A 26546-nucleotide genomic window follows, 5' to 3' on the forward strand; every position below is an offset into this window, starting at 1 on the left:
CGTATGAATATGGTTATGGGCAAGTGCCGCTTATTTGCGTTTTCTTCCGTGTTTCACTAAGGTCATGCGACGGGTGTGGCGCAGCCAGGAATAGTAGGCTTTCAAATCACGAAGTTGAATATCCTGAGACACGCGGCCCAAGAACGTAACGACAATCATTTTATGCAGAGGATTGCCTGCGATATCAATTTCATCCTTCAATTCAACAAACTCGGCGACCATCACAAGGTCATCGTCAATCAGGTAAACGTCTTTTTCATTTGCATAATAAGGTTGGACTTTACAGTTCTTCAGTCTTTCCCACAAAAAGGAGCAAATATGCTCAATTCCGCCCTGCTCGTTCTCCACACGCTCCGACCATCGGCTGAGTGCATGGCTGGTAATGACGATATCTGCTACTTTATAACCATTAAATTCAATATAGTAGGGTTCGTAGGTGCTCCAACGATTCATAACTTTGTCTCTCATTACAATCCCACCCCCTTTGTAAAGCTAAAAAAGTGTGCTACTTCTAATGTAGTATTCGTATTACATAGAGTCAAGAGGCAGACCACCAGATAAACGCTTTTTTAGAAATTGCTATTTCTTTTCATACGTTTGTCCATTACAATAGTTTCAGAGAGGAGTGACCAGGTTTGGGACAACCAATTCCCGATTTCGGAAAATTTCTTGAGGGTCTTCGAGGTTCGATGTCTTTGCGAGAAGCGGCTCGCAAAAGCGGTCTTTCCCATGCCTACATTCGGGATCTTGAGCTTGAGCGAAACCGTTCGACCAATGACAAAATAACCCCGTCGCCGGACACGCTTCAGAAGCTGTCGGCTGCATACGGCTACCCCTATACTGACTTGATGATTAAGGCAGGGCATCTGATGAGCAGTCATGTTGCATCGTCGTTCGCCCCCAAGCCAAACGAGGATATGGACCTGTCGAACGTTTACTTCATCGAGATCGGTATGAAAGAAATTACGTATTACCAGAAAGGAGCGACAATTACGAGGAGCATTGAGTCGCTGCTTGATTTCAGCAGCTTTTTGGACCGGTTGGAAGAGAACGATTTCAAGAAGATGGACACCGATCTTTACGTCAATTTCAATCACATCCGCAAATATGACGAACGGCGCGGCCGGCTTTATTTTCACGAAGACGGCGAGGGACCGCACGTCACCATCTCAGCAATCCGCCAACGGAAATACCACGAACACCTTCTGCGCAAAGTGGCGATCAACACCAAAAAAAGCTTGGAATTTTCCTTCAGTAAAAGCGGCAAATCGGCAACTTTCTCTACAGCGGAGAAAAACGTCTAGTTTCGTCCTGCACTATTGTACCTATCACCGCCCGCGAGCGCGAACGACTGCCGCGGGCTATTTTTGTATCGGATTCTGTCAGTAGGAGTGGAGTGAATACCTGTTAGTATTATTCTATGCTTCCGGCTCCTGTTTAGAATGCATTCGCTGAGAGTGTTCATAGTTTTTTAGCCGCTCGCCCTAAAGCTTGTCCTCCTTTAGTGCTACCATACTCCAAATTAATCCACGTTACGGAATTTGTCACCCCCTCAAAAGTGTAACCTCCCTTAATAAATTCGCACCTGGGTACGAAACAGCTTCTCCGTATCCTCAGGCGCCATGTTGACTTTGGCCAGCAGCTTATACGCTTCCTTCAAGTATTCAATGGAATCCGTTCCCGGCTGTTCTTGAAAAAACCGAACGACCTCCAGCAGCATTCCGGTACTGCTCTCGTCCCCCAGAGCGAAGCGTGTTTCGGATAAAATCAGCTTGGCCATATGGATGTTGCGGTCATTCCAGCTATGCTCGATAATCTGGCGGCAGATCGTCTCCGCTTCCTCGTATTCTCTGCATCGGTTATGCAGCTTCGCCAGTCGCAGCCGCGCGATCTCGACAAAATAAGGCTGCTTGGTCGCCTCTCCGATTTCCAAAGAACGGCGCTGATGCTCGAAGGCCAGCTTGTACTCTCCCATATCGGCATACAAATCCCCGATATTATTGTTAAAGATCAGCTCAAACGAAGGATGGTACGCAAAATAAGCGGCAGTCTGCTTGTATTCTTCCTCCGCATCCGCATACTTCCCAACGGCTTGGTAGCTTTTACCTAGCAAATTATGCGAGCGGAACCGGGAAATCGGGGAAAGCCTCTTTCTGCTTTTGACAGCCTGAAGGAGTGAAATGGCGGTATGGTATTCTCCGATTCCGTAGCGATAGGCGGACATCGTAAGCTGAACGGAAATCGCGAGCTCCTGCGGGACGCTGTGCCGCTGCACGAGGGCGTACGCTTCTTCAATCCATTCGGAGGCATGGCCCGGATCGATGTTGACATACATGAACGAAAGCCGGTTTAAGCCGGCGGCGAGCATGGGAATGTCCTGCAGCTCTCGGGCCAGATCAATCCATTGCTTGTATTCGCTCTCGGCTTCCTTGAAATTTTGCCGAACGTCTTCGACAAATGCTCGAAGCGCATGCAAGTCGGCCCGGTACACCGGTTTTACCTCGAACCTTATCCCCTTCAGCTGTTCCGTCCACTTCCGGATCGTCTCGTAATCCCGTTCCTTCTCGTATCTCTCCTGAAGGTATTCGAGAATAAGCCCCAGCGCTTTCTGGTCGGGGTCCTTCCGACTCATCCGTTCCAGCCAATCGATAATCGGCATTCCAAGTCGATCCAGCAGCTTTTCAACGATCGTGATGTGCGGGAAATAGTCCTCATTTTCAATCCGTGAGATCATACTGCGGGTACAAATGCCCTCGGAAAGCTCCTTTTGCAGCATCGGGACGGCTTCGCGTCTGGAGCGAACGAGCTGTCCGAAATGATCCAGGTTCATAGCAAGCTTCCCTCCTTATCCGCTCCGATCATCCATAGATTGCTGCAGTACGATTTGGTGATCCAATCGAGCTTGGCATACGTCTCTTGAGAGACATGACGGCTTCGCGCGCCGGTCATGGATCGGATCTTCAGCCCACAGTCCAAGAGCAGCCGATGCAGCTCGACCGGCATCAGCATATTGTAATTAGTCGGCTCGCCCCGCAGACGCTTCAGCGCATCTTCGTGCGGCAAATTGCCGGGACCCAAACAAGCGATAACTATGCCGCCTCCCGGCTTGATCACCCGGGCCATTTCGCGAATCATTCCGTACGGATTCCGCACCCACTCCACCACCGTGCAGCAGAAAACATAGTCGAAAGTCTCGTCTTCCTCAGGAATCGGGTCGCAATCTGATAAATACGCCTCGACCTGCCTTGCCTTGGCACTTTCGACCATGGCCGGAGAAATGTCAATGCCCGTCGCGAGAAAGCCCATCTCGTTCAAGCGCTTCGTACCGATCCCCGGCCCACAGCCGACGTCAAGCACGCGCCGCCCTCCATCCCGGACCGCAAATTTCGCAAAATATTTCAGCAGCAGGCTTCGGCTGCCGTTATCCCACAAGTCTTCATTCGAAAAGAAGGCGCTAAATTCGTCCCACCACGCTCCACTATATACGTCAACCGTCATTAGGCGTATCCTCTCTTTTCCCCAGATCATCGCTCCATCCGGCTTCGGACCGAGCCGTTCCTATGCCAAAACATGGCATAAAGTCGCTTGAAGTTCAGCATGGACTCTTGTACACTGTAGCTTTGGAGCAAATAGCCTGCTTTGGTTACGTGCAGTCCACTATCTCTAACACTACCAAAGTCTAGGCTTCTTTGCCATGATTGCTTGAACGAAACGTAGTGATGGATTAGAGCGTTTGTTGAAAAGCAGAAAAAAATTGAATATGGCATAAGGAAGTGCAACGTGGAGCATCTTGGTCTTTTTACTGTTTTATGCTTAATGTCAAACCATTGGATTTATTGTTCTGCAGCCTGGCTTTACCGTTCTTTGCTTCTTTCTTTTTTTCAGGCTTCGACTAATGCATGCCCTTCTAGTCACTCTCATTATTTATTTGTATACAATCACCTCCGAGATGTTGCTATATGTTTTGGGAGGCCGTTTTCATATCGAAACCATAATGATATTACTTAAAGAAAGTAAAGTCTTACCTTTTTCTTAAGCAGTTTAAATTTGTCGATAACAGGAATTCTTTTAAATTACGCATCGGCTTTACTTTTATCTCGTTCAATCATAAAAAACGTCATACAAGCAACCGTTTGACTAAAATTTTATTTTTATTACTAAGCGTCGGTCTTATAATAATGATGCTTATTATTTCTTCCGTGTTCTTTTGGGGGACACAAATATTTCCAACTTTTTGGAATTTGAACTATTCTATTAATAGGACTAATACATTACTTGTACGTTAAGGAACTGTCGGAAATGTAGATGTTTCTATCAATCTGATCTCTTTCAAACACAGTTTCAATATATTCACAGATCAATAGTAGTCCAATATTAATATACAAAATTCGACAAATGATGACTTGTTAAGTGGATAAATGTGTAATAAACTATAAGCAAAATAAAGAATTTTTTATAATTAACCAGACAATAATCTGTCGCGACTTTTTATCTATGCCTTAATTACTATTTAATAATTCATAATATACGAAATGAGGCTTAGAGATGAATTTGTTTCTCAAATTTTTATTTTTTTTCCTTGAGTACGGCTCAGTAATTGTTTTGTCTTTGGCTGCTTTTCGTTTAAATATTCGCTATCAGCTTCATAAAATTGCTGTAAGTTCTATTATGATGTCAATCGTCTCTATCTATATAAGAGATTATCTAAATCAAACTACTCTTGCTTTCCTTCCAACATTAGTCGTTGAGATTATTTTTTTTGTAATCCTGTTTCGACTTCCGATTCTTTTTTCATTTCTTATTACTTTATTAGGGACTTTAGCAAGTTCAACATTGGAAATAGCCTCTGGCTGGATACTTAATGAAGCTGCCCTTGTTACATACGAAATGCTTCAAGAAAATCCTATTCCTGTTCAACTATCAACTTTTATTTTAAATCTACTGATCGCCAAATATATTCTGTATAGAAAAATTGGATTTCATTTCACTACCAGAGATTCGCTAAAAGGATATAATTTTTACTTGTCAGCCAGTTTGGTCATTGCAGTTGTTTTACTACAAATTAATATATATTTTATTGAACAGAATTATGTTAATTCGATTATTTTATTAACATCTGCAACTGTGTTATTAATTTGTATATACCTTTCTTATAAACACAATATACGGTTATGGAAAGAAAGACGGGAACGGCTGGAAAAAAGATGAATTTTATTGATAGATCCACCTCATATTTGGTTCGATTTATTAGAAAAAATAATCCTGATGCAGCATCAGAAGCAGTTTTAAAATATTCTCTTTCACTACTAATTAATACTGGTCTTGCGATCTTTCTTTCCCTAAGTATTTGTACAATAACTGGTCATTTTAAAATTGCAGTAATTTCAATAATTTACTTATTAATTCTGAGGTATGTAAGCGGGGGAATTCATCTCTCATCATCTTTAAGTTGTTGTTTACTTACTATATTTATGATAATAACAATCTCCCACTTGAAATATGCTTATTCAACTATCGGAATTGCATTTGATATTTTTTCAGCGATTGTTTTTTTAATAACTGCACCCAATGGGATCAAGGGGCTCAGTTCAATAAAGTCCAATTATTATCCTTTACTAAAAATTTCATCGCTAGTGCTTGTTGCTTCAAATTTTTACGTTCAATCTTCAGTTCTTTCGACCGCTAATATCGTTCAAGCTTTCTGCACTACATCTTTTGCTTACCATTTAAAGGATTTAGCAGAAAGGAGAAAAAAATGAAATCACGCATAGCTTATTTTGCAAATATTTTTTTGGTTTTTTTTGCAACAATGGCTGTTAGTACTAATTCGTTGATGTGGCACCGCCCAGAAACACCAGATGAACTTCTTAAAAAATAACGCCTTAGTTTTCTGGTTTACCCCGGACAAACAATTTTACTTTCCTTCGAGATGCCCCCTCCTCCGATAACGCCCCTGAATTAGCCCAAGATAAACGGACGATTACCAACTTCTCTCTACGAAGCAGACATGTGACCTAATGGCAATCGTCTTTTTAAATTGGACCGCCCTAAAGTCATTCCGGCATGTCATGAGATTCATGGGTACATTTTAAGTTTTCTTTCATGCAACTTTTTTCGCTGTATTTCGTTTATAAAGGAGGATGGAGTCTAACCATATCCATGGAAAGGATTTGAATTATGTCCGTACCGATGCCCGGCAGTCCTCGTACTCAGACGACCGCTGCCGCTGCCGCAAAGAAAAAAAAGAAGCCGGTTAAAAAGAAGAAACGGCGTTCGTCCACCTTGGCTTCAATTACACTTTATACGTTCTTTTTCATGTTTTTGTTCGGAAGTGTGTTCAGCTTGTGGTTTTTTCTAACGGAAACCGGCACGAATCTGCGCTTGATGATGGCTGATACGATCATTTCGACACAGCACCGCGATTGGGCGAAATACCTCATCGGCGAGGAAGAGCTCAAAAAACGGGTTGACCGGTATTGGGCGCAGTTCGACACGTATTCCGAAATCAAGGATAAGGACCTTGTGCGCGTTGACCATAAACCGGCGACAACAGTGGTCGAAAAAAAGCCGCCTGTTGAGGTACAAGACATTGAAGGAAAAAATTTTAAAGGCAAGCTGCTGATCGTGAACGATCCGAAAACGCTGCGTATCGCCGTTCCGGGCACACGCGGCAAGGGAGAAAAGGTTTCCTCGATGGTTAAACGACTGGGGGCCATTGCCGGCGTTAATGCAGGCGGGTTCGTCGATCCGGAATGGAAAGGCAACGGATTTCAGCCGACCGGCCTCGTTATGTCGGGAGGCAAGATCTTCTACAACGACGGCGGCATGAACACGCGCAATCACATCGTAGCCATCGATAAGGAAGGCAAGCTGATCGCGGGTAAATATACGCCGAACGAGCTGATCAAGATGGGCGTTCAGGAAGCGGTCACCTTCGCTCCGAAGTTTATCGTCAACGGCGTGGGCATGATTAAAAATCAGGCTGACGGCTGGGGAATCGCTCCTCGCACCTCGATGGCGCAAAAAGCCGACGGCACCATCATGTTCGCCATCATCGACGGACGCCAGCCGGGATACAGCATCGGGGCGACGTTGTACGATATTCAGAACATTTTTCTGGAGCATGGCGCGGTGACAGCGGCTAATCTGGACGGCGGCTCCTCGACCGTACTGGTCAAGGACAACCAGATCTTGAACAAGCCTTCCAGCGAATACGGCGAACGGTATTTGCCTACCGCCTGGCTGGTGTTCGAAGACCCGGCCAAAGCGAATATTAAAAACATTTGGGAAGGACTCGACCCAAGCAAGATCGATCCGTCCAAATGGTAAGCATCTGCTAAAAACCAAACGGGATCTTGGGCATAGCGCCGAAGATCCCGTTTTTTTTGCAAGTCAAGCTTTAATGCTCCTCGCGTTCGACCGTCGTGGCTGCGATAGACGCTTCGGCTGCGGCCACATCGTCTGTACCGTTTTCCGGTTTGCTGCTTCGCCACGATTTCACTTCCTGACCTACTTGAGCTGCCGCCAGCTTCGCTTTTCCCGCCATCTCCGACGTCGTGCGTCCTATGCTTTCCGCCGCAGTCTGCGCTTTTTCCGATACGGCGGAGACGATCCGCTTCGATTTTTCCGCAACGTCGCCTGCAATTTGCTGCGTCTTCTCGCTCACCTGATGATAGCCCTCTTTCAAGTCGGCGCGCAGCTCGCGTCCGGATTTAGGCGCAAACAGCAGTGCCGTCACCGCGCCAAGCACACCGCCGATTACAGCTCCGACGAGCAAATCCTTATTTCTTTTTTCCGCTGCCATCGTTCTTCACTCCTTTGATTTCATGGGTCTGGAAGCTTGCAGGCGATGCCAGAGCTGCAGGCCAGCGGCTGTCAGCTCCATCAGGTCATTTGCGGCATCCCGATGGCTATGTAACGCTTTGCGCGCCTCAAGTGCCGTGTTCTCAATGGCGAGTGACGCGGACTTCACGATTCGGGATACCCGCTGCACCGCTTCTCCCGTCTCCTCTGCCGCTGCAAACCAAGCGTCGACCGCTTGCATTTTGCCTTGCAGGTCCTGCATGACCTCGGTTGACACCCGAAGCAAGCTTTCGGTGCTCTCTGCAGTTTGCTGTACTTGCTGCTGCATTGTGTCAAGCGCAGTCTCGGCATGCCTTAGGGCACAAATCGCCAAATACGCGAAACGTATAGCCAGCCCGATGAGCACCAGAAAAGCCAAAATACAGACCGCCGCACCCCATTGCCACCACATGACCTTCACCTCCGTCATCCCAGCCGCTTCTAGACGAATGCCTATGAGATAGTACAGTATAAGACGGAGGCGCCCATTTTGACACAACTTCCGAAAAAAAAGGACGAGGAGCTTGGCAATATCGCTGTGCCTTTGACTGCGGTTATCCTCTTTCGCAGTCACTGTCGGGAACGAGATAGCTAATGAAAAGAAGACGACCCCCACCCCATAATTGGGAATGAAGGTCGCGTGCTAACGTTTGTCGCATGAGACTGCTCATAAAAGCTGTAAGTTCTTCAGTGGCCTCACTGCTACAGACTTATTTTTTCTCTTTAAGCTTTGCATAACCTGCAGAACCGGGGCCGCCGCTTAATTGAATATAGTACTCCCCGGTTTGAATGTATAAATCGGTCTGAAGAGACTCTCCGGGTCGCAAAGTGAATTCAAAAATCGTTTTATCGACAAGGTACTTTATGACTCTTACAGTTAATGGTTTGGTGCTATTAGGATCTGTATAAACGGAAAGCGCATAATATCTCCATATATTATTGACTAAAATTCCCGATGCCGTATATTCCTGTTTCGATTCTTTTGTAACAGAAATAGAATTTTCTAGCGATTTGCCCGCCGTAGCAGCATCATTCCATGCCATGCTGTTGATCGGAGCATGATTGGTTCCGGCAAAGCTTGCCGTCGGTGCCAACACGCTTGCTAGTAAAGCTGCTGTAGTACCTAATGCTATAAGTGTTTTCTTCATGCTATGGTTCGGCTCCTCCTTAAGCGTTTTAATTGTGAATTACGGCTGCTCTTGGGCAGTTTTACTAATTTACTTTAATATAATAGACGGCTATGAGCTCTCGGACGTCATCATAAACTTTAACTGTGGCAGATCCCTTGGAAAGTCCCTTAACCTCTCCGTTTTTGCAATCCACTTTGACGACATTTTTATCAGAATTAGTACATTTTGCTCCGGAATCAATGCTGGCTTCCATTCCTACGCCAATACCAAGCATATATTCCGGGGCTTTAGCCAGAGATCCATTGATTGAGTTGGTATGCCCGGACGCTTGCGCTCCGGTGCTCTGAAAGCCCAAAATGAGAGGAAGAGCCAGTGCCGATGCTAAAAGAGTATATTTCAGATTCATAGTATAAAAATACCTCCTTTTTTTTGAGACGCATCCATATGATAAACGAAATATCTTTATGAGTGGTTATTTCAAATAATCCCGCATGAAATCAGCAATATGTTGCACAAAAATTGTCGAATAAAAGCGAATTTTGAAGGGCTATCTTTGGATTCAGCCGTTTTTACGTGTTCAAGAAATGATTTATGTCTTCTATTCGGACGGGTCAGACGTTCTTTTATTGGCTCGTCTCTCCCCTGCGCTTCCCCCAAAATGTCCATCCGGTAAACCTTGTCATAGAGCGCTTGGAATCTACGCTTCTTGTTCTCCTGACCGCATGAGTTAGTTTCTCTTGGTTGTTGAAGTTTTCCTTTGGTGTTGTTTACGGCTTGGCATGTCGCTCGCCCTGTCTCCGGGTATGCAAAGCAGAAAAAAAGCCTGGTTGCCCAGGCTTTAAAGTTCGGCTTAAAACAGCCGTTTCAGCTCTTGTTCGATTCGCTGCACCGCTTCATCCGCATGACGGACGCGGAGTCGGATCGGCTCCGTGGTATAACTTTCTTCCGCGTGCTCGTAGCGCGGATCGTAGTAATATTCGAGCAGCAGCCCCGCGGCTTCCTCAAATTCATGGTTCAGCAGATGCTGTTCGATTTGCGCGGCAACCGGCGTATGAAGCCGGCGGTGAATTTGCCGAAAAGCGGCGAGGCAGGCGTCCGCGTGCTCCTCCGGCCGATATTCCTGCACAATGTGCCGTATCCGTTCTTCCAACGGTACCTCGATCCGGATCGGGATGCCGCTTGTTTTGGCTTCTGCCAAAAAGCCGGGCATCACCACCCGGCCGATTCGGCGGCTTTCGGCCTCCATCAGCACGAAAGGCCGGTCCTGATAGCGCAGCAGCTCGTGGACAAGCAGCGATTCGAACGTCTTTTGGTTGTTCGGCACAAGTCCGATCTGCCCGAAGATGGAGCCGCGGTGTCCAGCCATCTGCTCAAGATCGAGCACAGGGTACCCCCGCTCGGCTAGCTTGTTGAGGATCAGCGACTTGCCGGTGCCGGTATGGCCGGCGATAACGACGACCTTGGGCTTGAGCTCGAACGACTCAAGCGTCTGTACGACCCACTGACGGTAGGCCCGGATGCCTCCGGTTAGCCGATAGGCGCGGATGCCCATGAGCGACAGCAACGTGGCCGACGTCCGGCTTCGCATACCGCCCCGCCAGCAGAAAACGGCTTTGTTCGGACCTAGCGCCTGAAATTCCCTAATGAAGGCCGGCAGCTTGGCAGACACGATCTCAAGCCCTCGCTGCTTGGCTTCTTCGATGCTGATCTGCTTATAGGTTGTGCCGATCTCCGCCCGCTCCCGGTCATCGAAAAGCGGTATGTTCAAGCTGCCGGGGATCGTAAATTCTTTGAATTCTCCCGGAGAACGGACGTCGACAAGCGTCAGCTCCCGTTCCTGATGCAGGCGCAGTAGCTCCTGCACGGTTATGTCTTGTTGCAACGCGTCCTCGCTCCTTTGGCTTCATATGGGGCGTGCTGCGGCATAGCTGCACGTCCTAGGCGGCTGCTTACAGCGATTCCAGGACGCGGATTTCGCCCGGATGGCCGGCGGTCGTCTCGCCGATGATCGCAGCCTCGACGCCTGCGCGGCGCAAGTCGCCCAGCAGGGCGTCTGCTTTGTCCGCGGCGACGGCGATCAGCAGCCCGCCGGAGGTCACAGCGTCGCAGAGAATCCATTGATCAAGCTGATCGATGGATTCGGCGAAAGCCACGGTACCTTCGAGGTGGGCATAATTGTTCTTGGTGCCGCCCGGGACAAAACCCGCCTCGGCCAGCTCACGGACGCGCGGCAACACAGGCACCTGAGTCTTCCCGATGCGCACGCCTACGCCGCTGCCTTTGGCCATCTCGGCCGCGTGGCCGAGCAGTCCGAAGCCGGTCACGTCGGTACAGCCGTGCACGTCGTACGGCTCCATCGTTTCCGCAGCCGTCTTGTTCAACGTGGTCATTACCTTGGTGACCCGTTCGATTTCTTCCTGGCTTAAGGCGTCTTTCTTGATCGAAGTCGTCAAGATGCCGACGCCGATCGGCTTGGTCAGGATCAGCTTGTCCCCTGGTTGGGCCCCTGCATTCGTCTTTGCTTTGGACGGGTGCACCAGTCCGGTGACGGCGAGACCGAACTTCGGCTCGTTATCGTCAATGGAGTGACCTCCTACGAGCGTCGCTCCGGCTTCTTTGACCTTATCGCCCGCGCCGCGCAAGATGTCGGCCAGTACCTGCTTGTCCAGCTTCTTGATCGGAAAGGCCACGATGTTCAGCACCGTCAGCGGCTTCCCGCCCATCGCATAAATGTCGCTGAGCGCATTGGCCGCCGCAACCTGACCGAAAGCGTAAGGATCGTCGACGATAGGCGTAAAGAAATCGACGGTTTGGACCAGCGCCAGCTCGTCCGTCAGCTTGTATACCCCGGCATCGTCGCTCGTATCGAGGCCGACGAGCAGGTTTGGATCGGGCGTCGCCGGAGGAAGGGTCCGGATTACCTGCTGCAGATCTGCCGGACCGATTTTGCAGCCGCACCCGCCTTTCGTAGAGTAAGAGGTTAATTTGATCGGTTCGTTAACACTCATCTTTCGGATCAGCTCCTAAACATGATTTCCATAAAGTACAGGTTAGCACAGTTGGCATTTAAAAAAAAGCAGGTATAATGAAGTCATGAAATGGCGGCCTATCTCTGCGACAACAGGATAAAAGCAGGTCATAACAGGAGGATACAGCGGATGAATCGGGAACAAGGACTACAGTTGATCGAGAAAGTGAAGATCGTCGCCATTGTGCGCGGCGTGGAGGAACGGCATATCGAGGGATTAGCAGATGCGCTGGTCAGCGGTGGAGTGCCGGTCATGGAAGTGACGCTGAATACGCCGGGAGCGCTTGGCATGATCGAACGGCTTCAAGCCCGGTTCGGGGAACGGATGTACATCGGCGCAGGGACCGTCGTGGACGTGGACGACGCGCGGCAAGCGCTGGAAGCCGGAGCGTCGTACTTGGTGACTCCGAACACGGACGAGCAGGTGATCCGTTACGCTGCGGAGCGCGGCGTTCCGATTTTCCCGGGAGCGATGACACCGACGGAAGTTGTAAAAGCATGGAAAGCCGGGGCGACGGCGGTGAAAATATTTCCGGGCGCCAGCCTCGGAATTGGCTATTTCAAGGAATTGATGGGCCCGCTGAATCACATCCCGATGATGGCGGTTGGCGGCGTGAACGAGGATAATATCGCCGAGTTTATGAAGATCGGCTGCTACGGGGTCGGCATCGGCGGCTCACTCGTGAACCTGAAAGAAATCGCCGCCGGTAACTTTGGCTGGGTGCGTGACAAAGCGGCCCGGCTCGTAGAGCGGTCCAGAAGCTGAATCGCATCGGAGAGGAGCCTGCTGACTCATAGCAACATGCGCATTAACCTCATCGGCACTTCCGGCACAAGTGATTAAGGGTTCCTAAGCGATGAAAGTTAGAAATGGCGAGTTGTAGAGTTATAAGCTGCATTAGGCTTTACATGTGGCGAGTGGCAGGTTACAAATTGAAGCGTTAAGCGATGGGTATCACAGCGGACGGTTACAAGTGCCGATCTACAAATGGCGAATTACGAACCGAGAGAGTTATCGGCCGAGAGACGGGATGGCGAGCGGCGGCATGCTCTTGGGCGCATGTAACTTGGCCCCAAGGCAAAATAGCGGAACTGCCGTGCGTTATTCGATTGGATTTCGTCGGCATATCCTCGATAGCGGAACCGGAAGTACCTTAATGCCTTCGTTCTCGGCAGCTTGAACATTTTTCGACAAGGTTAATGCACTTTGAGTTCCGCTATGTACTCGTCAACGGCCCAAAGCATTCAAATAACTCATCCGGGTTCCTCTATTTTTAAGCCCTACCGACAGCCCCCTTGCTGGCATCCCGGATTTCGCATAGTGAGGACAGGTAAAACGTACCCTGTCGTGAAAAGGAAATCAAGCCGATGGCCCGCAGGAAGCCGAAAATGAGCTGCATACTCTAAAAAAACGGCGGCCCTCCATAGCTGGAGGCCGCCTTTTTGCACATTTATGCTTTTAACACGTCATGGTCAACATACCGTTCGCCGTTCAGCTCGCTGATCAAATTGATCGCAACCTTGGCCCCGTCGCCCGCGGTAATGATCGTATGCACGCTCACGCCCGCTGCGGTCCCGGCCGCCCAAATGCCCGGCACGTTCGTCTTCCCCTCCGGGGTAGCGTCGACTACGGTCTTGATCCGCGGCTCGGTTCCCGGCTTCGTATTCACGCCAATCTGCTGTGCCAGCTCGGCGTTCAGCCCCGTGGCGAGCACGACATGCTTCGCTTCGTAGCTTCCGTTCTCCGTCTCCAAGCGGAATCCTTCGCCTTCCTTCGCAACGGCGACGACTTTGCCTTGCACCAGCTCGGCTCCGAACTTGGCCGCCTGCTTCTTCCCAATCTCCACCAGATCCGGCCCGGTAATCTCGGCTACGCCGTAGTGGTTCTCCACCCAAGCGCGCTTCGTAATGCTCTGATCGCTATCAATCACCAGCGTCTTCTTGCCCGCCTTCGCCGTGAAGAGGGCCGCGCTTGCTCCTGCAGGTCCTGCTCCGATAATCGCTACATCGTAAGACATCATTCATCCTCCCTTTCCAGAAAGTGAAAAAGTCGAACGTGCGAATGGATGCGGATTCGCCCCGATCTTTTCCATTATCCCCCATTGGAATCGGGCTTGTCAAATGACGTGCCGGGTGCTTCCGCCCCTTGTGCTTCGGCCTCTTCCAACGGCAACCGGACCGTTACCGTCGTTCCTTCCCCTTCTGCCGAGTCGAGCCGAATCGAGCCTTGGTGCAGGTCAACGATTTCCCGGCAAATGGCGAGTCCGATGCCGGTTCCTTCCGCTTTCGGGTCCGCCTGATAAAACTTCGTTTGGACGTTCCCCAGATGCTCGCGCGATATCCCGATACCGTTATCTGCAATGCGCACGACGGCGTCCCGGTCCTCCCGTTCCAGAAAAATGTCAATGCTTCCGTCCGGCCTGGTAAATTTGATCGCGTTATCGATCAAATTCAAACAAACCTGCTTCAGCCGATTCGTATCCCCGATGACCGTCACAGGTTCGGAAGGTACGCTCAGTCGAAGGTCGATCCGCTTTTGCTCCGCCTTGGAACGCATTTGCAGCACCGCCTCCCCCAGCAGCTCGTTCATCGGCACCCGGGCGAGATCAAGGGTAATGCTTTTCTGGTGCAGCCTGGAGAAGTCAAGCAGCTCCTCGACGAGACCGATCAAGCGGTCGGTTTCCTTCGCGATAATGCCGAGCCCGAGCCGCGTCTCTTCCTTATCGTCCATACCGCCGGTCAGAATCGTTTCGCTCCAGCCCTTAATGCTGCTCAGCGGCGTCCGAATCTCGTGAGAAATCGAAGAAATAAAATCGTTCTTCAGCGCTTCGCTGCGCACGATCTCACGGGCCATATAATTCAGCGTCCCCGCCAGCTCGCCGATCTCATTGTCATACGATTCATTAACCCGTACATCGAAGCGGCCTTTGGCCATCTCGGCAGATGCGGCCGTCATCCGTTTGATCGGCCGGACGATCGAATTGGCGAAGGGAAGGCTGACGAGCAGCACCAGCAGTAGCACGACACCGCCGACGCCGGCCGATACGGCGTAAATCGTGCGCAGCACCCGGTCTACCTCTGTCAAGGAAGTTACATACCGGATCACCGCCAGCGTCTGCCCTTGATAGACGAGCGGATTAGAGACGGCCATCACGCGCTCGTTGGTTACCGCTTGATTCCCGGTCCATACCCCCGTCCGGCCTTCCCAAGCCTCCTTCACATCGCTTGTCCGAATGCTCTCCTGAATGGCAAAGCCGCTGGATGCCGCCAGAACCGTACCATTACGGTCCACAATTTCCAGCTCCGCCGTTTCGTATGCAAAATACTGCACCATGCGGTTCAAATGCTGGCTCAAATTATTGTAAAACAAATCCCCCGCAAAATTGGCGTAAAAGTTCGCCGAGACGACGGCATGGTTGGTCAGCACATTGGCGATGCCGTTATAATAAAACTGGCGGACGGCAAAGAAGAAGACGCCTTCCATCAGAAGGAGCGTCAACAGAACGATCCCCAAAAAGCGCATGACGACCTGCCGCCTCAGACTTCTCCGCAGCTTCATGTCGAGGCGTCCCGCCCTTGCCAGCGGTAGCCGAAGCCCCATACCGTCTCGATAAATTTCGGAGCGGACGGGTCCTCCTCTACTTTTTGACGGAGCCTGCGGATGTTGACATCGACGATTTTCGGATCTCCGATGTATTGGACGCCCCAGATCTCATCGAGCAGATCGTTTCGGCTCAGTGGGGAACCTTCTTTTTCAATTAGACGCTGAATCAAAGCAAACTCGGTCGGAGTCAGATCGATCCGTTCTCCATTCTTGCGGAGCTCGACTTTCTCCGGATGAATTTCGAACGGCCCGGAGCGCAGCGTGCCGCTGTCCTCCCCGCCAGCCGGCTGCCTGCGGACACGGCGTAGCAGCGACCCGATACGCGCCATCAGTTCCCCCGGACTGAACGGCTTGCCGATATGATCGTCCGCTCCGAGCGACAGCCCCATCACTTTGTCCTGCTCCTGTACCTTGGCAGTCAAGAAGATGATGCCGATCCGCTCGTTAAACTCCCGCACCCGACGGCACACCTCGAAGCCATCGATCCCCGGCACCATGACGTCGAGCAGCGCAATATCGAAGCTGTCGTCCTGCTTCAGCAGCGCCAGCGCCTCGTCCCCGGTAACCGCCTCCGTAATGTCGTACCCCTGCCGCCTCAAATTGACAACGACAAAGCTGCGAATCGAATCTTCGTCTTCCAGAATAAGTATTTTACTCATTCGTCAGGCTCCCCCCTCCGGCTCTTGCTTCCGATAACAAGCGGAAAAAGCTTCGATAAGCCGCCCCGTTCGCATCGATGGCATATACTTGATCCATCGTTCGGCTCAACACGATCCATGACTTGTTGTCATCCGTCCATTCCGCCTGCGGGAATACCCGAATCTCGGCCAGCAGCTTCCCGTCTCCGGTATCCACGAAACGAACGGAAGTCTCCGACTTCTTCACTGTAAACCGGCCTTTCCACTCCGGCGGAATATCAAAGGTATACCCGTATTCGCCGCTATAGTAACGTTCCAGCCCCGTCGTAAGTCCCCGTCCGCCATCCCATTTGGCAAAGGTCTCGATCCAAGGGATGTTGGCCATCGCCTCGTTCTCGTAGCCCGGCGGATCGTACATGCCGGATATTTCGATGATGCCGTCACCGTCGGCGTCTTCGCTTTTGCCCGAGTAGGCTTTGTAAGTCGTTTGTGGATTAAGCGCCCGCTTGAGCTTCCCTCCCTCGTACACAAGCAGCTCGGTATACGAGGAATGAGCGCCTACCGAAGCATCGAGCACGACGCCCCGCTTGTCCGCCGACACGCGCCCTCCGAGCACGTTATAATAATCGTTCACGGTCGAATCCAAACGGACGCTTCCCAGCTTGCGAAGCTCGTTATCATATTGGTAGAGGGTTGCGTTGGACGATACTCCCCTGTCGTGTACAATGACCGTTACATCTTTCTTTCCGTCTCCGTTCAGATCGTCGATGACATAGTCCGTATAGGGCAGCTCCACCTTTTTCACCATCCGTCCGGCCTCCCAGGAATAGACCGCCAAGCCTTTGGCCGATTCCGCTCCCGTCGAATAGCCCGCGATAACATCCTTCCGGCCCTTCTGCACCACATCGTCGAACGTCAGCGAATCCAGCTCGAAGCCGGCGCCCTCGAACCGGTCAAGACGCTGCCACGAGCCGTCCTTTATTCTCCATATTTCGCCATTCAGCTGTTCCTTGTTTTTGATCTTATAAAAGAATACCGCTTCCTCGCTGCCGTCACCGTCCAAATCGATCAGCGAGAACGCTCCCTTCTGCTCCGCCTTGCGGGGGCGGATCAACGCCGCGCCTTCCGGCAGCGACCGTTCGATCGTCAGCTTCAGCGCCTCCTGCTCGGCCGGTAGCTTCGGCAGCCGCATATATGCCCCCGGCTGCTCCATGAAGCCGCAGCCCGTACAGCCTAAAACCAGCGCCAGCCAAGCCGCCGCCGCTTTTCTCTTCATTGTCATATGTCACTCCCCAAGCGGTGGTCCGAACGTCGGGTTTCGTTTTTTTTCACATGATAGCCTTTCCTTCTGCAAAAATCAATCGACGTGGCCGGAATACGTGTGATTCGGTACGTGTGATTCGGCTCATTTTAGGGTAAAAAAGAGTACCTCTCCCCATTGTAATCGTTTGTCGAAAGAAGAAGGTAACAAAACGATGACAAAAGAATTGGCGAATTTTTAATATTTTTGTAACCTTTTGCTCCATGTTTTGCGTTATTATGTTAGACAGTGTTTCGAAAGAGCCTTGACAGGAGGTTGAATGATGGTTCCTTCCCGACAAAATCTAACGATCAAACCCCGCAAAACGTTGCGGAATGTCATTATAGGTCTTTCCCTGCTTGGCGCAGGCGCTGTTGCTTACGCCGGGTATCTGCTGCATCAAGCCGACAAGGCGCTTGAAAATATGTCCGTTGCCCCGCCGGTAAAGACGACCCAGCAAGGATTGAACGGTCTGGTTGGTTCTACGGAGAACTTCAAGCCGATGACCTTTTTGCTGACAGGGATCGACAGCCGCGAAGGCAGCGGCGGCACGCTGAACACCGATGTGCTGATGCTTGTCTCGCTGAATCCGGAGACCCGCTCCGCTACAATCGTTTCCATCCCCCGCGATCTGGAGATGAAGCCGAGGGAGTTCGGCCTTTCCAGCCAAAAAGCGAACTACTATTACGCGTACTATTACATACAAGACAAGGACACCGCGATTCAGAAGACGAAAGAGCTGTACGGCAACATGTTCAACGTGCCGATCGATTATATGGCGGCGATCAATTTCGACGGCTTCCGCAATGTCGTCGACGAGCTCGGCGGAATCGAAATGAACGTCGATATGGATATGCGCTACGTCGATGATGAAGACGGTACGGATATCAATCTGAAAAAAGGGTTTCAGACGTTAAACGGCAAGCAAACGCTCGATTTCTTACGTTACCGCAAATCCAACCGGGGCACCGAAGAGTCCTCGGACCTCGCCCGCAACCAGCGCCAGCAGGAAGTGCTCGATAAGCTGCTGCAAAAAATGACGTCGTTCAGCGGGATGACCCAATGGAGCGGATTGCTGAAAATCGCCGGAGAAAGCGTAAAAACGGATATCCCTGCTGACGAGCTTCGCCGGTTTGTGCTCTCCTTCCAAAAGCTGAAGCCCGACCATATCGAGTTCATCCATCTGGACGGACGGTGGGACAGCCCTTTCATTGTCGTAAAAGAAGACGAGCTTACCGCAGCGATCGCCTCTTTGCGGACGCAGCGGGGCCTTCCGGCCGAAATCCCGGGGACTACCGTGACCGGTTCGACCTACAGCTTGTACAGCAAGCGCTTCGGAATCGATCCGGCTCCCATGAAAATCAAAGAAAAGGAAACCGATACGATGACCAAGAACGGCAGGTCCCGCTAACCGCGGCAGACCTGCTGTTTTTTTATCTATTTTCTATAAATTAGGCGCTATGATTATAGAAAACGGAATCCCCGGTGCATAGCTATATAGTATAAATTTACAGGCGTGATAGATGATAGTCAGCCGAAGGGAGGTCCATCCCATGCTAGTCAATTTACTGGTCATCTGCTTAGCGGGAATTTCGATATATGTTCTGCTGAAACCACCGTCCGCGAAGCGGCACAAGCAGTCCGAGCCGTCGGGGATCGTCGCCGATGAACGCCCCGCCTTCGAACTCGCGGCCGTCCATTTGAACGAGCTTTCCGCCGCTCCCTGTCAACAGCTCGGCTCAGAAAGCATTCCGTTGAACAAGTAACCGCCGGAATTCGAACATGCGTTCCAGTACTAGATGAAATTAGTACTTATCCCCTCCCCCCCGTTCCCTTACAATTATTGTAACTAAGTACGGAACACGATATCGGGGGAGGAACGTTAAGCATGAAAGAACGGCTGTGCAGGTTGCCGTCATTTTGGCCCGGAGCCGTGGTGATTCTGGGAGTCTTTCTATACGGGCTCTACCTTACGCTAGGACAAGGGCCTCCGTCGGGTACAGGCATGCTGGCCACTGCGGCAGGGGCCAGCTGGATCGCCTTCAGATGGCGGTTGAGACTCCTCCTGAACGTAGCGCTGCTTGGAGGATGGCCGGCGCTCCTCATTGTAAGCCCCGCCCCGGATGAAGGCTGGATGCTCTGGGCCGGCTTATTGGCATTGAATGCCGTCTATTTTTCCCTCAGTCTCCGGCTCGATTGGAACGAGCTAAAATTCACCGCGTTTGCAGGCACTTGGCTGTTGTATTTCGTATTTTATTTGAAGCTCCAGCCGGACGCCGCCGAAGGCTGGAGCCTTGCGTACCGTTATGCGCTTCTGATTTATATTTTTTACTTTGGCGCCTTGTCTGTATCGATATGGAAGAAACGGGCAGAAGAAGGCACCGACCTGTTCCTGAGTATCGCGAATGCCGCCGTCTTCGGCTTCTGGGCGTTCGTCTTGTGGGAACGGGTTGTGCCGATTGCCTACCCGATGCTGTTCATGGGGATGCTGTACGTCATCCTGGCCTGCCTGATCCGACGCTGGTTACCCGAATTATCTACGATCGTCCTGATGAAGCTGTTCGGCGGGATGATGCTCATCCTCCTCGCATCGCTCCACTTTCTCAAGGAACGGACCTTGGAACCGGTCACCCATGTATTTCTGTGGCTTCCCTCCGCTATCGCCATGTTGGGACTCAGCGCCGTAAAGCGATGGGATGCGCTCCGAGCGGGAGCGGCCGTCGTCTGGCTTGGCGTCTTCGGCTACTGGCTTTTTGGCGCTTGGAACGCTGCTGAGGCGAACCCGTTCGGCAATCCCTCCCCGTTCGCCCACGGGAATATGCCGGCTTGGGCGCTGCTGGCCGCCGTAGGTTTTTATTTGTCGGCCAAAGGACGCTTCGAACGATTGCGGGAAGACGACAACCGGATGCTATCCAACGGCTTCGCCTTCCTCAGCCATCTGGCCGTCGGCGGAGGACTTGCCTGCGGAACATATAGCTTCTTTGCCTATTACGGGCTATCCCCACGGCTTAACCTGCAGCTTATCCTGTCGGCCGTTTGGGGCTTGTATGCGCTATTGCTGCTGCTGTGGGGCGTTTACCGGAAGCGAAAGCCGCTGCAAGCCTTGGGCTCCTTGACGCTGATCTGCCTCGTTGTCAAAACGATACTGTTCGATCTATCCGGAAGCCCGGCTATGGACAAAATTATCGCGTTCTTCCTATTCGGGCTGCTGTCTGCCGGCATTACTTATACGACGAACCTTCGAACGGCCCAAACCAAGCGGCCCAAGCCCGAAAACGAAGCGGCGCCCCCTTCCTGAAACGGCAAAAAACCATCTCTTGCGGAGATCCGGCAGTCATTGCGGAGATCCGGCAGAAGAGATGGTTTTTTATTGGTTTGGCCGAATGGCATACGTACATTTGCCGCCGCCTTTGGCGAGACATTCCGTCCGTTCCACTTCGGCTTCCGGACCGAGCAGACGCTGAAACATCGCGAGCTCGCATTGGCAAGCGTGGTTATATTGATTGGCTACCTGAGAGATCGGGCAATTGTACTCCTTCAGCAGATAACCGCCGTCCTCCGTCGGCTCCAATTCGACCATGTAGCCATTGGCATTCTGAATCTCAGCCAGCTCTTGAACGCGTCCGTCGAACAGCTTGTCTTTCATGCGCTCTCCATAGCGGCCGATCAGCCTCTCCTTGCGCCGCTCGAACAGCAGGTTCACGTTGTTTTCCCCCAGGGAAGCTTCCAGCTCTTCCAGCAGGTCCAACGCGAGATGCTGATACTTTTTAGGAAATAAGTCGTCGGCAACGGGTGTCAGCGAATACAGATGCGAAGGTCGTCCCATCGCCTGCCGCACCAGCTTCGATTCGATCAAATTATCCCGTTCCAGCGTGTTCAGGTGCCGCCGCACCGCCATTTCCGTGATGCCTAGCTGCTTCGACATGTCCCCTACGCTAAGCGCTCCTTTGGTCTTGAGCATCGTGAGGATGACGCGTCGCGTCGATACGTCCGTTTCCTGGTTCATGCGGTCTCACCGTCCTTCTTGTATGCAGGCCGCCTGTTTCATTATGGCGGAAGCTATGCTGTACCGTATGAATAAGCATATTGTATACGAAATGATACGATAAGTAAATTAATATACTACTATGTATGTAAAATACTAACCGAGGAAAAGGCTGGCGGAGAAGAAAACGGAGAAAAATTCGAAGCTGTTCCGCTACGCTGACAATAGGTTGTCAGGGATAACCCGTTAAGCTGGAGCTATATCCTATTCGAAACGAAGAGAGGACGTGCGCGAATGGACAAGCTCGATCTTGCCAAAACGTACAAAACCTATTACAAATCCGGCACGGAGCCGGAGCTTGTTGGCTTCGGCGAAGCGCCGTACTTGACGATTTCCGGGCAAGGCGACCCAAACGGCGAGCGGTTCGCCCAGGCTGCCGCGGCGCTGTACGCAGCCGCTTATGGCGCCAAAGCGCTTGGCAAAGCGCACGGAACCGATTTTACGGTACCGAAGCTGGAAGGGCTGTGGTGGGTGGAATCCGACAAGCCCGTTCTGGAAGTGCCGCGGCAGGAATGGCGCTGGAAGCTGCTCATCCGCATGCCCGACTTCGTCACCAAGGCTCTGGCAGCCAAGGCCAGGGAGAAGACGGCCTTGAAGAAAAAAGAGCTCGCCGGCGACATCGCTCATGTGGCGTACGAGACGATGGCCGAAGGGCTGTGCGTGCAGATGCTTCACGTCGGCCCTTACGAGACAGAACCGGAAACGGCGGAGCGCATGCACGCTTACATGGAGGTACGCAGACTGGTTCAAAACGGTTTGCATCATGAAATTTATTTGACCGATCCCCGAAAAACCCCGCCCTCCGGCTGGAAAACGATTCTGCGCTTCCCGGTAGAACAAAGGGACCTGTCCTGATCCGGACGGTCCCTAATCTGCAGCAGCGCCGCTACAGCATTTCTTTGCGGATAAATGCCGGTACGGCTGCGGCAAAAGCGCTCAGCGCCCCCGGCAGCTTCGCAATCATCGGATGCAGCCCGCTGCGCGGCAGCGTGTTGTACTCCTGCGTCAGCGGACGGCGCAGCTTCACAAGCTCCGTCAGCACGAGCGCAACGTCGGCCCCGAATACGCCTTCGCCGGCGAGGATCTCGACGATATCCTCATAGCTGCTGGCGTCCCTCATCATGAACGCGTCGATCAGCAAGCTGCCGACGTCGGTCACCGTCTCAATCGCCAGATGCAGCGTCCGCTCCTGCGCCAGATGCAGCAGCAGCTCCGAATCCGCTTCCGGGGTCGCCCAAGCGGACTCCAAGGCAGCGCAAGCTTTCAATAAATCCGGCACGAACGCCAGCCGGGCATCGATTTGTTCCTGATTGACATAGTACATATCGCTTATCTCCGTTTCTTCTTTTTCCACTTGGACCATAGCGCGATGGCAGGGAAAAAGGCGATGAGCAGGACGATGAGCAAAACCGCCTGCATCAAGTATTCGTAACTCATGATATAGGATGCTCCTTCGTCTGCTATTCGGCCGTGACGCGCTCGCGCACGTACGCCCAATGGTTTGTCGGACCGTGACCGGCGCCGATGCCGAGCGTATGCCGGATGGCAAGCGTAATAAATTGCTTGGCCGTATGGGCGGCCTCCAGCAGCGTCTTCCCTTTGGCAAGCTCCGCGCAGATAGCCGCGGAGAACGTACAGCCTGTCCCATGCGTATGACGGGTCTCATACCGCTCGGCCGTCAGCAGGTGGAACGCCTCGCCGTCGTACAGCACGTCTGTCGGCTCGCCACTGCGGTGTCCGCCTTTGACGATCGCCGCGCCTGCGCCGAATTCCTTGACGATACGCTGCGCGGCTTCCTTCATGTCCTCTATCGTCGTAATCGAAAGGCCGGTAATAACTTCCGCCTCCGGGATATTAGGCGTCACAAGCGCGGCCAACGGCAGCAGCTTCTCGCGCAGCGCGTTCTGCGCATTGCCGGCGAGCAGGCTGGCTCCGCCCTTGGCGACCATCACCGGGTCGACGACAAGCCGCTTCAGCCCGTGCTTGCGGATGCATCCCGCGACCAGCTCGATAATTTCCGGCTGCGACAGCATGCCGGTTTTGGCCGCGTCCGCTCCGAGATCGGACAACACGGCGTCGATCTGCTTCTCGATCCCCTCCAGCGGGATATCGTAAATGCCGTGAACGCCCAGCGTGTTCTGCGCGGTGATCGCCGTGATCGCGGACATCCCGTACACGTCGAGCATTTGGAACGTTTTCAAATCCGCTTGAATCCCCGCTCCGCCTCCGCTGTCCGAGCCTGCGATGGTCAATGCTTTGAATATCGTCATGCTGCACCTGCCTCCCGAGTCGCTATACCTTCCATAAGTTTAGTCTTCTCCTTCCCGACCGTCAAGAAGCCCGGCAGGGTCGCGGCCCCGGGTTCGTGATCATTTTATGACAAGTGGGACAAACGCTTTGACGCCGCGGAAGCGAAAGCGTTATGATGAAACTACATTTTAATGGAGAAAAGGAAGGTCCGATCCCGTATGTCCCGGAGAACCCATGCGCTGCACGTTATTACGACCGGCCGGCAGGAGCTGGAAGAGGTGGCCGCCATTGTGTCCCGCTGTCCGTTTGAGCTGGTGGACGCGCTGCACATCCGCGAGAAGCACCGCAGCGCCAGCGAGCTGGTGCGCTGGTATGCGCGGCTAAAGCCACTGCTGCAGCACACGGCGGTCCTGTTGAACGACCGCCTGGATGCCGCCTTGTCCGCCGGGGCGGACGGCGTGCAGCTTACCGGCGGCAGCTTGTCGCCGGCCGAGGCGCGGGCCATCGCTCCGCGCGGCATGACGCTCGGCTGCTCCGTCCATTCGGCTGCAGAAGCGGCCGAAGCTGGTCGGCAAGGAGCCGATTACGCGCTCTTCGGCCATGTGTACGCAACCGGCTCGAAGCCGGGCCTGAAGCCGCGCGGCCTGGCCGGACTAACGGAAGCCGTGGAAGCGGCGGACGTGCCCGTGCTGGCCATCGGGGGCATCGAGCCACAGCTCGTGGACGACGTCTTGTCCACCGGCGCAGCCGGCATTGCCGTGTTGTCCTCGGTGCTGCTGCACGCGGACCCGGCGGGACAAATTGCCGCATTCCGGGAAGCTCTCGATCGGACGAAGCATACCCCAAGGAGAGGATTGTCATGAGTACGGAGTCAAGTCATACGGGCACCAAACCGACCGTTATCATCGTCGGCGGCGGCATTATCGGCTGCAGCGCAGCCTACGAGCTTAGCAAGGCCGGCTTTGCCTGTACGCTGATCGAGAAAGGGGCGCTGAATCAGGAGGCGTCCACCGCCGCCGCAGGGATGCTGGGGGCTCAATCCGAAACGCACCAGCCCGGCCCTTACTACGAGCTGTGCCGACTGAGCCAGCAGTTGTACCGCGCTTGGACGGACGAACTGGAGCAAGTCAGCGGCCTTACGGGGCAGTATGTCGCCGAGGGAATCGTCCGCGCGGCCCTTACGGAAGAAGATGAGGCCGAGCTGCGCGGCCGCTTGTCGTGGATTCGGGACGCCGAGTGGGTACAACCTGCGGAGATGCTGAAGCTGGAGCCCGAGCTGACCGCTGCCGTGCGCGGCGGGCTGTATTTGCCTGCCGATCATCATGTGCACCCGGTATGGCTCGCCAAGACGCTGCAAGCCGCGATAGCCAGGCAGGGCTGCACGATCCGCGAGTGGACACCGGTCATCCGGCTGCTGACGGAGCCCGGAAGCGGCCGAATCCGCGGCATACAGACGTCGGAAGGCCCGCTGTACGCGGACCTCGTCGTGCTAGCTGCGGGCGCTTGGAGCCCGGCGTTGACCGAGCCGCTCGGACTGAGCCTGCCTATGTTCCCGGTCAAAGGCCAATGCATCTCGCTTAAAACCGAAGCGCCGCTCATCCGCTCCACCGTCTTCACCAAAGGTTGCTACGTCGTGCCGAAACGGGACGGCAGCTACATTGTCGGCGCCACCCAGACGGAAGCTGGCTTCGACAAGCGGCCGACCGCCAAGGTTATCGGCGAGCTGCACGCCAAAGCGGCGGCGCTGCTGCCACGGCTGGCCGATGCCGAATTCGTCTCCACTTGGGCGGGACTAAGGCCCGGCACGCGGGACGCTCTGCCGTTCCTCGGCACGTGGGACGCTGCGCCCGGCTTGATTTTCGCTACGGGCCATTATCGCAACGGCATTCTGCTCGCGCCGGCCACCGCGCGGATTGTCGCCGAGCTGGCGCAGGGCCGGCCGACTTCGGCGGACTTGGCGCCATTCACGCCCGCCCGGGCCGCCGCAGATACTGCCGCCGTCTTATGATTTCATACGGGCGAGAAGCGCCCAGCGCCGTTCATGGCGCCGCTTGTATTTGGGAAGCCCCCGGTATAGTTCCACCGCTTCGCGGAACGCCCGGCGGGCTTCTTCGTTTCGCCCGAGCCCCCGGTACAGCAGACCGAGCCGGTAGTACGCTTCGCAGGATGAAGAGTTGACTTCCCCGAACCGTTCCAGATACCGGATCGCCTTCTCCGGATCACTTCCTGCGAACGCTTCACCAAGCCGCAAATAAGGCTCGCCGTATTTGACCCGCGGGTTCAGCTCCACCGCACGCAATAAGAGACGCTCTCCCTCCTCCGTCCGTCCCAGCTTCAACTCGCAAATGCCCTGCTCGCTGAGCACGTCCGCTGAATCGTCCATCACTTTCGCCACTTCAACCAACAGTTCGAGCGCCGCGCCGTATTTTTTTTGCTCCATATAAATTCGGGCGATTTCCAGCTTGGTCGACGTATGATGCGGACTGAGCCGCAGCTCATCCTTCAGGCGGGACAGACGCCGCGCCCGCTTCAGCGGCTGGAAAATGCTCGGGGTCAAGCCGACAAACCGGCGGTCAACCATATACAGGATGATCAGCAGCACGAGAAAGGCCACGAACGGATTTCCGGTGACCCACCATAATAAAGAAAAGATGAAAATTTTGCTCACGCCTGGACCTGCCTTTCGCTTGTTCTCCCACCGATTGTACC

Annotated in this window: 29 protein-coding genes; 12 read left to right on the forward strand and 17 right to left on the reverse strand. The window is 53.0% G+C overall.

The window, feature by feature from the left end; all coding sequences use genetic code 11:
- Window positions 1–30 precede the first annotated feature (30 nt).
- Window positions 31–468 (reverse strand): hypothetical protein, encoded by a 438-nt coding sequence (locus tag PEL01S_RS00530; RefSeq protein WP_010491579.1) that lies wholly within the window; start codon window positions 466–468, stop codon window positions 31–33.
- A 221-nt stretch (window positions 469–689) separates the two neighbouring features.
- On the opposite strand from PEL01S_RS00530, the gene PEL01S_RS00535 reads away from it, so the two are divergent.
- Window positions 690–1304 carry a helix-turn-helix domain-containing protein gene (locus tag PEL01S_RS00535; RefSeq protein WP_231884613.1) on the forward strand — a complete coding sequence of 205 codons (615 nt, stop codon included), beginning with the start codon at window positions 690–692 and terminating at the stop codon, window positions 1302–1304.
- Window positions 1305–1570: 266 nt separating this feature from the next.
- Here the strand turns inward: PEL01S_RS00535 and PEL01S_RS00540 are convergent, their stop codons facing one another.
- Entirely contained in the window at window positions 1571–2830 is a 1260-nt protein-coding gene (locus PEL01S_RS00540; protein WP_127458869.1) for a helix-turn-helix transcriptional regulator, read from the reverse strand.
- Window positions 2827–3498 (reverse strand): class I SAM-dependent methyltransferase, encoded by a 672-nt coding sequence (locus PEL01S_RS00545; protein WP_127458870.1) that lies wholly within the window; start codon window positions 3496–3498, stop codon window positions 2827–2829. Before PEL01S_RS00545 ends, PEL01S_RS00540 begins: the two co-directional genes overlap by 4 nt.
- A 1047-nt stretch (window positions 3499–4545) precedes the next feature.
- Between PEL01S_RS00545 and PEL01S_RS00550 the strand changes: the two genes are divergently transcribed.
- The 4 genes from PEL01S_RS00550 to PEL01S_RS00565 all read left to right on the forward strand — a co-directional run bounded on the left by PEL01S_RS00550 (window position 4546) and on the right by PEL01S_RS00565 (window position 7329).
- Window positions 4546–5208, forward strand: a complete 663-nt coding sequence (locus PEL01S_RS00550) for a hypothetical protein (protein ID WP_127458871.1) — start codon at window positions 4546–4548, stop codon at window positions 5206–5208.
- Window positions 5205–5759, forward strand: coding sequence for an accessory gene regulator B family protein (locus PEL01S_RS00555; protein ID WP_163767887.1), 555 nt, complete (start codon window positions 5205–5207; stop codon window positions 5757–5759). The genes PEL01S_RS00550 and PEL01S_RS00555 overlap by 4 nt, the downstream gene beginning before the upstream one ends.
- On the forward strand, window positions 5756–5878 hold the full coding sequence (locus PEL01S_RS00560; RefSeq protein ID WP_127458873.1) for a cyclic lactone autoinducer peptide: 123 nt from the start codon (window positions 5756–5758) through the stop codon (window positions 5876–5878). Before PEL01S_RS00555 ends, PEL01S_RS00560 begins: the two co-directional genes overlap by 4 nt.
- A 299-nt stretch (window positions 5879–6177) precedes the next feature.
- Window positions 6178–7329 carry a phosphodiester glycosidase family protein gene (locus tag PEL01S_RS00565; protein WP_127458874.1) on the forward strand — a complete coding sequence of 384 codons (1152 nt, stop codon included), beginning with the start codon at window positions 6178–6180 and terminating at the stop codon, window positions 7327–7329.
- 70 nt (window positions 7330–7399) lie between these two features.
- Here the strand turns inward: PEL01S_RS00565 and PEL01S_RS00570 are convergent, their stop codons facing one another.
- The 6 genes from PEL01S_RS00570 to selD all read right to left on the reverse strand — a co-directional run bounded on the left by PEL01S_RS00570 (window position 7400) and on the right by selD (window position 11980).
- Window positions 7400–7804, reverse strand: a complete 405-nt coding sequence (locus PEL01S_RS00570; protein WP_063179801.1) for a YtxH domain-containing protein — start codon at window positions 7802–7804, stop codon at window positions 7400–7402.
- Between the two features lie 6 nt (window positions 7805–7810).
- Window positions 7811–8254 carry a DUF948 domain-containing protein gene (locus PEL01S_RS00575; RefSeq protein WP_163767890.1) on the reverse strand — a complete coding sequence of 148 codons (444 nt, stop codon included), beginning with the start codon at window positions 8252–8254 and terminating at the stop codon, window positions 7811–7813.
- Between the two features lie 298 nt (window positions 8255–8552).
- Window positions 8553–8990 (reverse strand): hypothetical protein, encoded by a 438-nt coding sequence (locus PEL01S_RS00580; RefSeq protein WP_063179805.1) that lies wholly within the window; start codon window positions 8988–8990, stop codon window positions 8553–8555.
- A gap of 64 nt (window positions 8991–9054) precedes the next feature.
- Entirely contained in the window at window positions 9055–9378 is a 324-nt protein-coding gene (locus PEL01S_RS00585; protein ID WP_063179807.1) for an Ig-like domain-containing protein, read from the reverse strand.
- A gap of 444 nt (window positions 9379–9822) precedes the next feature.
- Window positions 9823–10854 carry a tRNA 2-selenouridine(34) synthase MnmH gene (mnmH, locus tag PEL01S_RS00595; RefSeq protein WP_127458876.1) on the reverse strand — a complete coding sequence of 344 codons (1032 nt, stop codon included), beginning with the start codon at window positions 10852–10854 and terminating at the stop codon, window positions 9823–9825.
- A 67-nt stretch (window positions 10855–10921) separates the two neighbouring features.
- Complete coding sequence (gene selD, locus PEL01S_RS00600; RefSeq protein ID WP_127458877.1) at window positions 10922–11980, reverse strand: selenide, water dikinase SelD; 1059 nt, start codon at window positions 11978–11980, stop codon at window positions 10922–10924.
- Between the two features lie 150 nt (window positions 11981–12130).
- Here selD and PEL01S_RS00605 point away from each other — a divergent pair, with 150 nt between their 5' ends.
- On the forward strand, window positions 12131–12766 hold the full coding sequence (locus tag PEL01S_RS00605) for a bifunctional 4-hydroxy-2-oxoglutarate aldolase/2-dehydro-3-deoxy-phosphogluconate aldolase (protein ID WP_127458878.1): 636 nt from the start codon (window positions 12131–12133) through the stop codon (window positions 12764–12766).
- Window positions 12767–13451: 685 nt separating this feature from the next.
- Here the strand turns inward: PEL01S_RS00605 and PEL01S_RS00610 are convergent.
- From PEL01S_RS00610 to PEL01S_RS00625, 4 genes are all read right to left on the reverse strand, one after another.
- Window positions 13452–14018, reverse strand: a complete 567-nt coding sequence (locus tag PEL01S_RS00610) for an NAD(P)/FAD-dependent oxidoreductase (RefSeq protein WP_063179815.1) — start codon at window positions 14016–14018, stop codon at window positions 13452–13454.
- Between the two features lie 74 nt (window positions 14019–14092).
- On the reverse strand, window positions 14093–15559 hold the full coding sequence (locus PEL01S_RS00615; protein ID WP_063179817.1) for a sensor histidine kinase: 1467 nt from the start codon (window positions 15557–15559) through the stop codon (window positions 14093–14095).
- Entirely contained in the window at window positions 15556–16263 is a 708-nt protein-coding gene (locus PEL01S_RS00620) for a response regulator transcription factor (protein WP_127458879.1), read from the reverse strand. The genes PEL01S_RS00615 and PEL01S_RS00620 overlap by 4 nt, the downstream gene beginning before the upstream one ends.
- Window positions 16256–17518: a hypothetical protein gene (locus PEL01S_RS00625; protein ID WP_127458880.1), complete on the reverse strand. Its 1263-nt coding sequence runs from the start codon at window positions 17516–17518 to the stop codon at window positions 16256–16258. The genes PEL01S_RS00620 and PEL01S_RS00625 overlap by 8 nt, the downstream gene beginning before the upstream one ends.
- Window positions 17519–17825: 307 nt before the next feature.
- On the opposite strand from PEL01S_RS00625, the gene PEL01S_RS00630 reads away from it, so the two are divergent.
- From PEL01S_RS00630 to PEL01S_RS00640, 3 genes are all read left to right on the forward strand, one after another.
- On the forward strand, window positions 17826–18953 hold the full coding sequence (locus PEL01S_RS00630; RefSeq protein ID WP_127458881.1) for an LCP family protein: 1128 nt from the start codon (window positions 17826–17828) through the stop codon (window positions 18951–18953).
- Between the two features lie 142 nt (window positions 18954–19095).
- Window positions 19096–19308 carry a hypothetical protein gene (locus tag PEL01S_RS00635; RefSeq protein ID WP_127458882.1) on the forward strand — a complete coding sequence of 71 codons (213 nt, stop codon included), beginning with the start codon at window positions 19096–19098 and terminating at the stop codon, window positions 19306–19308.
- 122 nt (window positions 19309–19430) lie between these two features.
- Window positions 19431–20840 carry a DUF2339 domain-containing protein gene (locus PEL01S_RS00640; protein ID WP_127458883.1) on the forward strand — a complete coding sequence of 470 codons (1410 nt, stop codon included), beginning with the start codon at window positions 19431–19433 and terminating at the stop codon, window positions 20838–20840.
- A 69-nt stretch (window positions 20841–20909) separates the two neighbouring features.
- On the opposite strand, the gene PEL01S_RS00645 is transcribed toward PEL01S_RS00640, so the two are convergent.
- Window positions 20910–21548: a helix-turn-helix transcriptional regulator gene (locus PEL01S_RS00645; protein WP_108529952.1), complete on the reverse strand. Its 639-nt coding sequence runs from the start codon at window positions 21546–21548 to the stop codon at window positions 20910–20912.
- 273 nt (window positions 21549–21821) lie between these two features.
- Here PEL01S_RS00645 and PEL01S_RS00650 point away from each other — a divergent pair, with 273 nt between their 5' ends.
- Complete coding sequence (locus PEL01S_RS00650) at window positions 21822–22442, forward strand: GyrI-like domain-containing protein (protein ID WP_127458884.1); 621 nt, start codon at window positions 21822–21824, stop codon at window positions 22440–22442.
- Window positions 22443–22473: 31 nt separating this feature from the next.
- Here the strand turns inward: PEL01S_RS00650 and PEL01S_RS00655 are convergent, their stop codons facing one another.
- Together PEL01S_RS00655 and thiD are read right to left on the reverse strand one after the other, a co-directional pair.
- Window positions 22474–22911 (reverse strand): DUF86 domain-containing protein, encoded by a 438-nt coding sequence (locus PEL01S_RS00655; protein ID WP_127458885.1) that lies wholly within the window; start codon window positions 22909–22911, stop codon window positions 22474–22476.
- A gap of 136 nt (window positions 22912–23047) precedes the next feature.
- Window positions 23048–23857 (reverse strand): bifunctional hydroxymethylpyrimidine kinase/phosphomethylpyrimidine kinase, encoded by an 810-nt coding sequence (gene thiD, locus PEL01S_RS00660; protein WP_127458886.1) that lies wholly within the window; start codon window positions 23855–23857, stop codon window positions 23048–23050.
- Between the two features lie 198 nt (window positions 23858–24055).
- Between thiD and PEL01S_RS00665 the strand changes: the two genes are divergently transcribed.
- Together PEL01S_RS00665 and thiO are read left to right on the forward strand one after the other, a co-directional pair.
- Window positions 24056–24700: a thiamine phosphate synthase gene (locus PEL01S_RS00665; protein WP_127458887.1), complete on the forward strand. Its 645-nt coding sequence runs from the start codon at window positions 24056–24058 to the stop codon at window positions 24698–24700.
- Window positions 24697–25845, forward strand: coding sequence for a glycine oxidase ThiO (gene thiO / locus PEL01S_RS00670; RefSeq protein ID WP_127458888.1), 1149 nt, complete (start codon window positions 24697–24699; stop codon window positions 25843–25845). The genes PEL01S_RS00665 and thiO overlap by 4 nt, the downstream gene beginning before the upstream one ends.
- On the opposite strand, the gene PEL01S_RS00675 is transcribed toward thiO, so the two are convergent.
- Window positions 25840–26505: a tetratricopeptide repeat protein gene (locus PEL01S_RS00675; protein WP_127458889.1), complete on the reverse strand. Its 666-nt coding sequence runs from the start codon at window positions 26503–26505 to the stop codon at window positions 25840–25842. The two genes, thiO and PEL01S_RS00675, sit on opposite strands and share 6 nt — an antisense overlap.
- Window positions 26506–26546: the final 41 nt, after the last annotated feature.

The sequence above is a fragment of the Paenibacillus elgii NBRC 100335 genome, from assembly GCF_004000865.1.
GTDB lineage: Bacteria > Bacillota > Bacilli > Paenibacillales > NBRC-103111 > Paenibacillus_G > Paenibacillus_G elgii.

Coding starts and splice junctions, on each gene's coding strand:
- PEL01S_RS00530 (WP_010491579.1), bottom strand. CDS start 468: ATGAGAGACAAAGTTATGAATCGTTGGAGCACCTACGAACCCTACTAT.
- PEL01S_RS00535 (WP_231884613.1), top strand. CDS start 690: ATGTCTTTGCGAGAAGCGGCTCGCAAAAGCGGTCTTTCCCATGCCTAC.
- PEL01S_RS00540 (WP_127458869.1), bottom strand. CDS start 2,830: ATGAACCTGGATCATTTCGGACAGCTCGTTCGCTCCAGACGCGAAGCC.
- PEL01S_RS00545 (WP_127458870.1), bottom strand. CDS start 3,498: ATGACGGTTGACGTATATAGTGGAGCGTGGTGGGACGAATTTAGCGCC.
- PEL01S_RS00550 (WP_127458871.1), top strand. CDS start 4,546: ATGAATTTGTTTCTCAAATTTTTATTTTTTTTCCTTGAGTACGGCTCA.
- PEL01S_RS00555 (WP_163767887.1), top strand. CDS start 5,205: ATGAATTTTATTGATAGATCCACCTCATATTTGGTTCGATTTATTAGA.
- PEL01S_RS00560 (WP_127458873.1), top strand. CDS start 5,756: ATGAAATCACGCATAGCTTATTTTGCAAATATTTTTTTGGTTTTTTTT.
- PEL01S_RS00565 (WP_127458874.1), top strand. CDS start 6,178: ATGTCCGTACCGATGCCCGGCAGTCCTCGTACTCAGACGACCGCTGCC.
- PEL01S_RS00570 (WP_063179801.1), bottom strand. CDS start 7,804: ATGGCAGCGGAAAAAAGAAATAAGGATTTGCTCGTCGGAGCTGTAATC.
- PEL01S_RS00575 (WP_163767890.1), bottom strand. CDS start 8,254: ATGTGGTGGCAATGGGGTGCGGCGGTCTGTATTTTGGCTTTTCTGGTG.
- PEL01S_RS00580 (WP_063179805.1), bottom strand. CDS start 8,990: ATGAAGAAAACACTTATAGCATTAGGTACTACAGCAGCTTTACTAGCA.
- PEL01S_RS00585 (WP_063179807.1), bottom strand. CDS start 9,378: ATGAATCTGAAATATACTCTTTTAGCATCGGCACTGGCTCTTCCTCTC.
- selD (WP_127458877.1), bottom strand. CDS start 11,980: ATGAGTGTTAACGAACCGATCAAATTAACCTCTTACTCTACGAAAGGC.
- PEL01S_RS00605 (WP_127458878.1), top strand. CDS start 12,131: ATGAATCGGGAACAAGGACTACAGTTGATCGAGAAAGTGAAGATCGTC.
- PEL01S_RS00610 (WP_063179815.1), bottom strand. CDS start 14,018: ATGTCTTACGATGTAGCGATTATCGGAGCAGGACCTGCAGGAGCAAGC.
- PEL01S_RS00615 (WP_063179817.1), bottom strand. CDS start 15,559: ATGAAGCTGCGGAGAAGTCTGAGGCGGCAGGTCGTCATGCGCTTTTTG.
- PEL01S_RS00620 (WP_127458879.1), bottom strand. CDS start 16,263: ATGAGTAAAATACTTATTCTGGAAGACGAAGATTCGATTCGCAGCTTT.
- PEL01S_RS00625 (WP_127458880.1), bottom strand. CDS start 17,518: ATGAAGAGAAAAGCGGCGGCGGCTTGGCTGGCGCTGGTTTTAGGCTGT.
- PEL01S_RS00630 (WP_127458881.1), top strand. CDS start 17,826: ATGGTTCCTTCCCGACAAAATCTAACGATCAAACCCCGCAAAACGTTG.
- PEL01S_RS00635 (WP_127458882.1), top strand. CDS start 19,096: ATGCTAGTCAATTTACTGGTCATCTGCTTAGCGGGAATTTCGATATAT.
- PEL01S_RS00640 (WP_127458883.1), top strand. CDS start 19,431: ATGAAAGAACGGCTGTGCAGGTTGCCGTCATTTTGGCCCGGAGCCGTG.
- PEL01S_RS00645 (WP_108529952.1), bottom strand. CDS start 21,548: ATGAACCAGGAAACGGACGTATCGACGCGACGCGTCATCCTCACGATG.
- PEL01S_RS00650 (WP_127458884.1), top strand. CDS start 21,822: ATGGACAAGCTCGATCTTGCCAAAACGTACAAAACCTATTACAAATCC.
- PEL01S_RS00655 (WP_127458885.1), bottom strand. CDS start 22,911: ATGTACTATGTCAATCAGGAACAAATCGATGCCCGGCTGGCGTTCGTG.
- thiD (WP_127458886.1), bottom strand. CDS start 23,857: ATGACGATATTCAAAGCATTGACCATCGCAGGCTCGGACAGCGGAGGC.
- PEL01S_RS00665 (WP_127458887.1), top strand. CDS start 24,056: ATGTCCCGGAGAACCCATGCGCTGCACGTTATTACGACCGGCCGGCAG.
- thiO (WP_127458888.1), top strand. CDS start 24,697: ATGAGTACGGAGTCAAGTCATACGGGCACCAAACCGACCGTTATCATC.